Consider the following 9,615-nt stretch of genomic DNA (forward strand, 5'->3'; position numbering starts at 1 on the left):
AGATGCTGTACCTCCACCCGGTCCGCCTCCCACGCCCTTGTCCACACTGCCGCCCCTCGCCGAGCGCCCGCCCTTGATGGCGCCGGCGCCCGAACCCGACCTGCATCATCGCGTGCTCGAGCACATCAATGCCGGCTTCTGCGTGATCCAGGTGCTGTTCGAAGGCGACCTGGCGGTGGACTACCGGTTCCTGGAGGTCAACGAGGCCTTCGAGCGCCATACCGGCCTGAAGGGCGCGCAGGGCAAGCGCATGAGCGCGCTGGAACCGCAGCACGAGAGCGACTGGTTCCGCATCTATGGCGAAGTCGCGCGCACCGGGCAGCCGGCGCAGTTCGAGATGGACGCGCGCGCGCTGGGCCGCTCGTTCGCCGTGGACGCGGTGCGCGTGGGCGAGCCGGGCGAGGACAAGGTCGGCATCCTGTTCTTCGACGTGACCGCGCGCAGGCAGATCGAAGTGGAGCTGGGCGAGAGCGAGGCGCGCTTCAGTGCGCTGGCCGACGGCCTGCCGATGCCGGTCTGGGTGCTGGACGAGCGCGGCCATGCCCGTTTCGTCAACAGTGCCTTCAGCGAATTCTTCGGTGGCGACGAAACCCGCGTGCCGGAAGATGTCTGGCGCGGCCTGGTGCATCCGGACGACGCCTCGGTGTTCGAGTACGAACTGCAGGAAGCGCTGAAGGCGCAGCGCTCGATGCATGCGCTGGTGCGCGCGCGGCGTGCCGATGGCCAGTGGCGCTGGCTGGAGATGAACGCACGGCCGCGCTTCTCGCGCATGGGCCGCTTCATCGGCCTGGCCGGCAGCAGCCCCGACGTGACCGAGCGCCGCGAGATCGAGCTGGCACGCGAGGAGCTGCTGCAGTCCGAGCGTGCCGCGCGCAGTGCCGCGGAGAACATGGCGCGGCTGAAGGACGAATTCCTGGCCACGCTGTCGCACGAGCTGCGCACGCCGCTGACCACCATCCTTGGCTGGAGCGAACTGCTGCTGCAGCGCGTGGACAACACCAGCCCGCTGTTCAAGGGCCTGAACGTGATCGCCAGCAGCGCGACGGCACAGAAGCGCCTGATCTCGGACATGCTGGACCTGAGCAGCATGCTGCTGGGCAAGGTGCAGCTGGAAGTGGAGGTGCTGGACCTGCGCCTGCAGCTGGGCGAAGCGCTCGGCGCACAGGAACCGGTGGCCGAGGGCAAGGCGCTGGACGTCACCCTGCAGCTGCCCGAACAGCCCTGCCTGGTGCTGGGCGATGCCACGCGCCTGCAGCAGGTGCTCTGGAACCTGCTGTCCAACGCCATCAAGTTCACCCCCGCCGAAGGCCGCATCGAGGCGCAGCTGCGCGCCGATGGCGGCTACTGGACGATCACCCTGCGCGATACCGGTGACGGCATCGCGCCTGAATTCCTGCATCACCTGTTCAGCCGCTTCCGCCAGGCCGATGGCACCACCACCCGTCGCCATGGCGGCCTGGGCCTGGGCCTGGCCATCGTGCAGCAGCTGGTGGAACTGCATGGCGGCACGGTCAGCGCGGCCAGCGAGGGCCATGGCCATGGCTCCACGTTCACCGTGCGCCTGCCGCAGTACATCCCCGATGCCGACCGCCGGCCGCTGCGCGAAGTGTTCAGCGGGCCGATCCTGGAACCGATGGTGGTCGAGCCGTATCCGCTGCGTGGCCTGCATGTGCTGGCCGTTGAAGACCAGCCCGAAGTGCTGGAGTACCTGCGGCGCATGCTGGAGGAGCAGGGCGCCAGTGTCTCGGCGGTCAGTTCCGCTGGTGAAGCGCTGGCGCTGCTGGCCGACAGCGGCCACCTGCAGTACCACGTGATGCTCACCGACATCGGCATGCCGGGCATGGACGGCTATGGCCTGGTGCGGACGCTGCGCGAGGACATGGGCGTGGAGGCGGCGGAGCTGCCGGCCGTCGCGGTGACCGCGCTGGCCCGCGCCGATGACCGCCGCCGCGCGCTGGCGTCCGGCTTCCAGGAGCACGTGGCCAAGCCGTATTCGGTAGCCCAGCTGGTCTCGGCGGTGCGCAGCGTGCAGCCCCTGCGCGCCGGCAGCGCATTGCACTGAGCATTCACGGCGGATCGGCGAACCTGCCTGCAAGGAGGTTCACCGATGTCCCGTATTGCTCCCCGCATCCATACCGACCCGGCGCAGATCGCGCGCCTGGAAGCCCTGTTGCCGCAGCTTGATGGCGAATGGCAGGTGCAGGTGACCCTGCACGATGGCCGCCGCCTGCTGGGCACCGTCGCCGTGCGCCCGACGCTGCAGCAGTACCGCAACGAAGCGGGCGATGAAGGCAGCAACGGCCAGTTGCGCCTGGACGACTACGACAACCCGGTGCAGCAGCACCATGTCTGGCTGGACGAGATCGCCAGCGTCAGCCGCCTGCCGCCCAAGGCGCCCTGATCCGATGTGGCGCCGCGGCTACGCCGCCGCCCGAGCATGGGCTCGGGCGCTACCGTAGAGCCGAGCCCATGCTCGGTTGATCACCGGGCGATCAATGTTCGAACACGGTCGGCGTCGCTTCGAACCGGCGCGCATACGCACGCTCGTCGGCCACCCGCGCCACCTCCTCGTCGGCCAGGTCCGGTGCGCCGTATACCGCGTAGGCCACGCTGCCATCGGCGCCATGGCCGACCTGGTGCAGGCGGTAGCGCGAATGCCCACCGCCGGTGTCCTCGGGGTAGTGCACGGGCGGATGGCTGCCTTCCAGGTCCATTTCACTGTTGTCGACCACTCCACCGACGAACAAGGCGCGCATGCAGGTTCTCCTGGGGTTGCTGGGGGTGAGCCCCTACCCTGAACGCTTCGATGTTGTCGGCACATCAACAGCCCGTTGAAGTTTCGCAAAGCGGCCCGCCGGGGCCGGCACGGCCAAGCCGGTACAATGGACGGCCCTACGCTTGAAGTACCCGCGCCGATGGCCTCCAGCAACGACGCCCCCCTGCAGACCCTGCTCCTGCCGTTCAGCAACGGCACCCTGCACTGGCCCGAGGGCCCGGTGGCCTTCCTCCGTGCCCGTGATGGCTGGCCGCTGCGCGAGATCGCCGGCAACCGTGAAGTGCACTGCGAGCAGAGCTTCGCCCCGTTTGCCGAGCCGCTGCAGCAGGCCGCCGGCTGGACCGTCAGCGGCCAGATCGACGATGCCGCTGGCAAGGGCCGCTACCCGCTGGTGCTGGTGCTGCCGCCGCGCCAGCGTGAAGAGGCCCGCGCGCTGTTCGCCCGCGCCCTGGCCCTGGTGGCCGAGGGCGGCCGCATCGTCGCCTGCCAGTCCAACAACGAGGGCGCCCGCTCCGGCGAAGGCGACCTCAAGCAGTTGACCGGCCTGGGCGGCTGCCTGACCAAGAACCACTGCCGCGTGTACTGGACCGCCCCGCTGCAGGGCCAGCACGATGCCGACCTGGCCAAGCGCTGGAGCGCGCTGGACGCGGTGCGTCCGATCGTCGGCGGTCGCTTCCTCAGCCGCCCGGGCGTGTTTGCCTGGGACCGCATCGACCCGGCCTCCGCGCTGCTGGCCGAACACCTGCCGGCGGATCTGGCCGGCCGCGCCGCCGATCTCGGTGCGGGCTATGGCTACCTGTCGCGCGAGTTGCTGGAACGCTGCCCGAAGATCACCGCGCTGGACCTGTATGAAGCCGAGCAGCGTGCGCTGGCCCTGGCCGAACTGAACCTGGCACCGCCGCCGCGCGCGCTGCCGCTGCGCTTCCTGTGGCGCGACGTCACCGCCGGCATCGAGCCGGGCTACGACGTCATCATCAGCAACCCGCCGTTCCACACGCCCTCGCGTGCCGACCGCCCTGACATCGGCCAGCGCTTCATCGCCGTGGCCGCGCAGGCGCTGCGCCCGGGTGGCCGCCTGTACGTGGTGGCCAACCGCCACCTGCCTTACGAGTACACGCTCAACGAGAGCTTCGGCGCGGTGCGCGTGGTGGCCGAGCGCGATGGCTTCAAGCTGGTGGAAGCGGTGAAGGCGCAGGGGAAGGGCAAGTGAAGCTGGTCAAGCTGATCGCCAACCTCGGCTATGGCAGCCGCAAGCAGGTGCAGTGGATGTTCCGCGAGGGCCGCGTCACCGATGCCGATGGCGAAGTGCTGTACGCCGATGACCAGGTGCCGCACGAGGCGATCCGGGTCGACGGCGAGCCGCTGGACCCGCCGGTGGGCCTGTCGCTGGCCCTGTACAAGCCGGCCGGCTACACCTGCTCGACCAAGGACACCGGCCGCCTGATCTACGACCTGCTGCCGCCGCGCTTCCGCGACCGCGACCCGGTGCTGTCCACGGTCGGCCGCCTGGACCGCGAGACCAGTGGCCTGCTGCTGCTGACCGACGATGGTGGCCTGCTGCACCGGATCATCTCGCCCAAGTCGAAGCTGCCCAAGGTCTACGAAGTGGAACTGGCCGAAGACCTGCGTGGCGACGAAGTGGCGCAGTTCGCCAGCGGCACGCTGATGCTGGAAGCGGAGAAGACGCCCCTGCTGCCGGCTGAACTCGAGGTGCTGGGCCCGCGCAAGGCGCGCCTGGTGCTGCACGAAGGCCGCTACCATCAGGTACGCCGCATGTTCGCCGCCGTCGGCAACCACGTGCAGGCCCTGCACCGCAGCCGCGTTGGCGGCCTGGACCTGCAGGGGCTGGACGAAGGCCAATGGCGGATGCTGACCCCCACCGACCTGGACACCCTGTTCGCCCCATGACGTCCCTCGCTGCGCTGTCGTTCCTCCCGGATGCCGTCATCTTCGACATGGACGGCCTGATGATCGACAGCGAGCGGGTGTCGATCGCCTGTTGGAGCGAGGCAGCCGCCGAACTCGGGCTGCCGCTGGACGCGACGTTCTTCGTCCGCATGGTTGGCCTGGGTGACCGTGACAGCCAGGCGCTGCTGCGCGGTCAGGGCGTGTCGGACGCGATGATCGAGAGGATGGCGGCGCGCTGCCACGACCTCTACGAAGCGCGCACGCAGACCGGCCTGCCGCTGCGGCCGGGCATCGTGGAACTGCTGGATCTGCTGAAGACGCACGGCATTCCGCGCGCGGTGGCGACCACCACGCGGCAGCCGCGTGCCAACCGCAAGCTGGCCGCCGCCGGACTGCTGCCGTATTTCGATGCGGTCATCACCAGTGGCGACGTCGCCCACCCGAAGCCGGCGCCGGACATCTACCTGCTGGCCGCGCAGCGGCTGGGCAAGGCACCGGAGCGCTGCCTGGCGCTGGAGGATTCACCGGCCGGCACGCGCGCCGCCGTAGCGGCGGGCATGACCGTGATCCAGGTGCCGGACCTGGTGCATCCGGATGAAGAACTGCGCGCGCTGGGCCACCGCATCGTCGGCTCGCTGGTGGATGCCCACGCCCTGCTGGTGCCGCTGCTGCCAAGGTAACGGTGGGTGCCGACCGTTGGTCGGCACTGAGCCGAGCATGGGCTCGGCTCTACAATTCCACCACCACCGCTCTGGTGGGTGCCGACCGTTGGTCGGCACGCCTTTCAATCACACCCGGCCGAACACCAGCGCTGCGTTGGTGCCACCAAAGCCGAAGCTGTTGGACATCACCGTATCCAGCTTCTGCTCGCGGCTTTCGCGCAGGATCGGGAAACCTTCCACCGCCGGGTCCAGCTCGGTGATGTTGGCCGAACCGGCCACGAAACCATCGCGCATCATCAGCAGGCAGTAGATCGCCTCGTGCACGCTGGCCGCGCCCAGCGAGTGGCCCGACAGCGCCTTGGTCGACGACAGCGGCGGCACGGCATCGCCGAACACTTCGCGGATCGCCCCCAGCTCGGTCACGTCGCCCAGCGGCGTCGAGGTGCCGTGGGTGTTGAGGTAATCGAGCGGACGATCGACGTTCTGCAGCGCCATCTTCATGCAGCGCACGGCACCTTCGCCGGACGGGGCGACCATGTCGGCACCGTCGGAGGTCACGCCATAGCCGATCAGCTCGGCATGGATGCGCGCGCCGCGGGCAACGGCGTGGTCGTAGTCTTCCAGCACCAGCATGCCGCCGCCACCGGCGATGACGAAGCCGTCGCGGTCCTTGTCATACGGGCGCGATGCGCTGGACGGGGTGTCGTTGAAGCTGGTCGACAGTGCGCCCATCGCATCGAACATCACGCTCATCGACCAGTGCAGGTCTTCGCCACCACCGGCGAACATGATGTCCTGCGCGCCGTGGCGGATCATGTCCGCGGCCGCGCCGATGCAGTGCGCCGAAGTCGCGCAGGCAGCCGACAGCGAGTAGCTGACGCCCTTGATCTGGAAGGCGGTGGCCAGGCAGGCCGACACGGTGGAGCACATCGTGCGCGGCACCATGTACGGGCCGACCTTGCGCACGCCACGGGCGCGCAGCAGGTCCACGGCACCCACCTGCCATTCGCTGGAACCACCGCCGGAACCGGCGATCAGGCCGGTACGCAGCGCGCTCACCTGTTCCGGCGACAGGCCGGCATCGGCGATGGCATCGCGCATGGCGATGTAGGCGAAGGCCGCCGCATCGCTCATGAAGCGCTTCTGCTTGCGGTCGATCTGTGCATCCAGGTCCAGGTCGACGCGGCCACCGATCTGGCTGCGCAGGCCGGCTTCGGCGTGGTCGGGCAGGGCGGTGATGCCGGCGCGGCCTTCACGCAGCGCCGAGGAAACGGTATCCAGATCATTGCCCAGGCACGAGGTGATGCCCATGCCGGTGATGACGACGCGACGCATCAGAAGCTCCCGGTTTCAGTGAACAGGCCCACGCGCAGGTCGCGGGCGTTGTAGATCTCGCGGTCGTCCACGTACATGCGGGCATCGGCCTGGGCCATCACCAGCTTGCGGTTGATGACGCGGGTGATGTCGATCTCGTAGCGCACCAGCTTGGCTTCCGGCAGCACCTGGCCGGTGAACTTCACCTCGCCGCAGCCCAGGGCGCGGCCCTTGCCGGGCGCACCCAGCCAGGTCAGGTAGAAACCGGTCAGCTGCCACATGGCATCCAGGCCCAGGCAGCCAGGCATCACCGGGTCGCCGATGAAGTGGCAGCCGAAGAACCACAGGTCCGGGCGGATATCCAGTTCGGCACGTACCATGCCCTTGCCATGCGGTCCGCCGTCCTCGCGGATTTCGGTGATGCGGTCGAACATCAGCATCGGGTCGTTGGGCAGACGGCCGGCGGCGGCGCCGAACAGTTCACCGCGGGCGCTGGCCAGCAGCTGGTCACGGTTGAACGCGTGGAGACGAGTCATGGAAAGCGCATTCCTGGAAGCGAAAACAAGGCAACAAGTCCCCGAGGATGCACGACGGTTGCAACGGGAATCAAACCGCCGCACCGTACGCGTGCGTAGTGTTTTCCCCGGGAATCACGCATCCCGTTGATGCACAACGACCATACTTGGCCGTCTGGAGCGGTACGGTGCGGGTATGATGTCCGCCAACCATGAACGCACTGCGCAAGATCATCCACGTCGACATGGACGCCTTCTACGCGTCGGTGGAGCAGCGCGACGATCCGTCACTGCGCGGCAAGCCGGTGGTCGTGGCCTGGCGCGGCGCACGCTCGGTGGTGTGCGCGGCCTCCTACGAGGCCCGGGTGTTCGGCGTGCGCTCGGCAATGCCCGCCCTGCGCGCCGAGCGCCTGTGCCCGGATGCGATCTTCGTGCCGCCGGATTTCGCGCGTTACAAAGCCGTGTCACGCCAGGTGCGCGAGATCTTCCTGCGCCATACCGACCTGGTCGAGCCGCTGTCGCTGGACGAGGCCTACCTGGACGTGACCGCGCCGAAGAGCGGCATCGAACTGGCCACTGAGATCGCCCGCACCATCCGCGCGCAGATCCGTGAAGAGACGAACCTGACTGCTTCAGCCGGCATCGCGCCGAACAAGTTCCTGGCCAAGATCGCCTCGGACTGGCGCAAGCCTGACGGCCAGTTCGTCATCCCGCCGCAGCGCGTGGACGCGTTCCTGCTGACGCTGCCGGTGAAAAGCGTGCCGGGCGTGGGCAAGGTGATGGAAGGCAAGCTGGCCGAGCGTGGCATCGTCACCTGCGGTGACCTGCGCAACTGGACGCTGCCGGACCTGGAAGAGAATTTCGGCAGCTTCGGCCACAGCCTGTACAACCGCGCCCGCGGCATCGACGAACGCCCGGTGGAGCCGGACCAGCAGGTGCAGTCGATCTCCTCCGAGGACACTTTTGCCGAAGACCTGCTGCTGGAAGACCTGGGCGAGGCCATCGTGCAGCTGGCCGAGAAGACCTGGAATGCCACGCGCAAGACCGAACGCATCGGCCACACGGTCGTGCTGAAACTGAAGACCGCCCAGTTCCGCATCCTCACCCGCAGTTTCACCCCGGACCGTCCACCGGAATCGATGCAGGAACTGCGCGACATCGCCCTGTCCCTGCGCGCCCGCGTCGACCTGCCTGCCGACACCCGCTACCGCCTCGTTGGCGTCGGCCTGGGGGGATTCCGCGATAAAGAACCGGTGGTGCAGGGCGAACTGTTCGGGCACTGATCATTGCTGTGCCGACCAACGGTCGGCACCCACCAACAGCAGCAGGTTCCAACAGCAAGTTCCATCAGCAGCGGGAAACTGTCGAAGGCGGGGTGGGTCCGGTTGCGGGGGCGTGAGCGCCATGGATGGCGCGACCGAGCTTACAGGGACGTACTTGCAGCGTCCCCCGCAACCGGACCCACCCCGTCAAGCCACGGATACCCAGCTGTTGCCGTTGCCGTTGCATTGAGCAGGTGCAGGGCGCAGCCCTGCAAAAAGAAACCACCTACCTCACGGCCACTGCATCTCGCCCTTGGCCACCTTCGCACTCAGCTCCAGCGACGCCACGCCCGCCAGCGCCGGATAGCGCGCCTGCATCGCCTTCACCAGCGCCGCACTGTCCTTCGCCTTGCCCGCTTCCACATCAAACGCGCGGATGTAATCGGCAGTGAAACGCAGCGCGTTCGCATCCAGCGCCGCACCCGGCGCGTAATGGCCCGGCACCACCACCTTCGGCTTCAGCGCCTGCAGGCGCTGCAGCGTCTGCAGCCAATCAGCATGCGACTGCGGCGTCTGCGTATCGGCCATCCACACGTGCTCACCGGCCACTACCGGAATGCCGCCCACGATCGCGCGCAACGCCGGCACCCACAGCACCGTGCGGTCCGGCGTCGGCCCATCCAGCCCGATCAGCGGCAGGCGCTGGCCTTCCAGCTGCAGCGCATCGCCCTCCAGCACCTGCGGCACGACGATGCGCGCGGGCACATCGGCACCCATCTTCGGGCCCCAGTAGGCCAGCTTGCCGGCCTGGGTCTGTTCGATGTGGGCGACGGTCTGCGCCGTGGCGACGATGCGTGCCTGCGGGAACGCATCCTGCAGCGTGGCCAGGCCGAAGTAGTAGTCCGGATCGCCGTGGCTGATGTAGATCGTGGTCAGCTGCTTGCCGCTGGCGCGGATCTTTTCGACGAGTGCGCGTGCATCGCTGGCCGCGAACTGCGCATCGACCAGGATCACTTCATGGCGTCCTTCGATCAGCACCGAAGACACCGAGAACATCGCCTGCGGGCCGGGATGGAAGGTCTGCAGGTGCAGCTGTGAGTGTTTCGCCGTGGTGGGGGGGCCCCCCGGGGGGGGCCCCCCCCCCCCCCCGGGGGCCCCCCCCCCCCCCCAACCCATAA

The 9,615-nt window shown here is 68.4% G+C and carries 10 protein-coding genes; 6 read left to right on the forward strand and 4 right to left on the reverse strand.

Features of this window, described 5'->3' with window-relative positions:
• Positions 1-76: 76 nt before the first annotated feature.
• Positions 77-2,062 (forward strand): PAS domain-containing sensor histidine kinase, encoded by a 1,986-nt coding sequence (locus IAE41_RS13305; protein ID WP_234458538.1) that lies wholly within the window; start codon positions 77-79, stop codon positions 2,060-2,062.
• Between the two features lie 45 nt (positions 2,063-2,107).
• Complete coding sequence (locus IAE41_RS13310; protein ID WP_200733439.1) at positions 2,108-2,401, forward strand: DUF3247 family protein; 294 nt, start codon at positions 2,108-2,110, stop codon at positions 2,399-2,401.
• Positions 2,402-2,492: 91 nt separating this feature from the next.
• Here IAE41_RS13310 and IAE41_RS13315 read toward each other — a convergent pair whose 3' ends face one another.
• Positions 2,493-2,756 carry a hypothetical protein gene (locus tag IAE41_RS13315; RefSeq protein WP_079220493.1) on the reverse strand — a complete coding sequence of 88 codons (264 nt, stop codon included), beginning with the start codon at positions 2,754-2,756 and terminating at the stop codon, positions 2,493-2,495.
• A 159-nt stretch (positions 2,757-2,915) separates the two neighbouring features.
• Here IAE41_RS13315 and IAE41_RS13320 point away from each other — a divergent pair, with 159 nt between their 5' ends.
• Genes IAE41_RS13320 through IAE41_RS13330 form a run of 3 tightly spaced genes read left to right on the forward strand, consistent with a single transcriptional unit; the run spans position 2,916 to position 5,364 of the window.
• The gene (locus IAE41_RS13320) at positions 2,916-3,986 is read left to right on the forward strand and encodes a class I SAM-dependent methyltransferase (protein WP_200733440.1); all 1,071 of its coding nucleotides are present in this window, start codon (positions 2,916-2,918) and stop codon (positions 3,984-3,986) included.
• Complete coding sequence (locus IAE41_RS13325; protein WP_116863745.1) at positions 3,983-4,684, forward strand: pseudouridine synthase; 702 nt, start codon at positions 3,983-3,985, stop codon at positions 4,682-4,684. Before IAE41_RS13320 ends, IAE41_RS13325 begins: the two co-directional genes overlap by 4 nt.
• The gene (locus IAE41_RS13330) at positions 4,681-5,364 is read left to right on the forward strand and encodes an HAD family phosphatase (RefSeq protein ID WP_200733441.1); all 684 of its coding nucleotides are present in this window, start codon (positions 4,681-4,683) and stop codon (positions 5,362-5,364) included. The genes IAE41_RS13325 and IAE41_RS13330 overlap by 4 nt, the downstream gene beginning before the upstream one ends.
• A gap of 108 nt (positions 5,365-5,472) precedes the next feature.
• Here IAE41_RS13330 and fabB read toward each other — a convergent pair whose 3' ends face one another.
• On the reverse strand, positions 5,473-6,681 hold the full coding sequence (gene fabB / locus IAE41_RS13335) for a beta-ketoacyl-ACP synthase I (RefSeq protein ID WP_200733442.1): 1,209 nt from the start codon (positions 6,679-6,681) through the stop codon (positions 5,473-5,475).
• Positions 6,681-7,196: a 3-hydroxyacyl-[acyl-carrier-protein] dehydratase FabA gene (gene fabA, locus IAE41_RS13340; RefSeq protein ID WP_079220498.1), complete on the reverse strand. Its 516-nt coding sequence runs from the start codon at positions 7,194-7,196 to the stop codon at positions 6,681-6,683. The genes fabB and fabA overlap by 1 nt, the downstream gene beginning before the upstream one ends.
• A 191-nt stretch (positions 7,197-7,387) precedes the next feature.
• On the opposite strand from fabA, the gene dinB reads away from it, so the two are divergent.
• The gene (dinB, locus tag IAE41_RS13345; protein ID WP_200733443.1) at positions 7,388-8,458 is read left to right on the forward strand and encodes a DNA polymerase IV; all 1,071 of its coding nucleotides are present in this window, start codon (positions 7,388-7,390) and stop codon (positions 8,456-8,458) included.
• A 270-nt stretch (positions 8,459-8,728) separates the two neighbouring features.
• Here the strand turns inward: dinB and IAE41_RS13350 are convergent, their stop codons facing one another.
• Complete coding sequence (locus IAE41_RS13350; protein ID WP_234458525.1) at positions 8,729-9,613, reverse strand: MBL fold metallo-hydrolase; 885 nt, start codon at positions 9,611-9,613, stop codon at positions 8,729-8,731.
• Positions 9,614-9,615 lie beyond the last annotated feature (2 nt).

The organism is Stenotrophomonas sp. S39, from assembly GCF_016624665.1.
Classification (GTDB): Bacteria; Pseudomonadota; Gammaproteobacteria; order Xanthomonadales; family Xanthomonadaceae; genus Stenotrophomonas.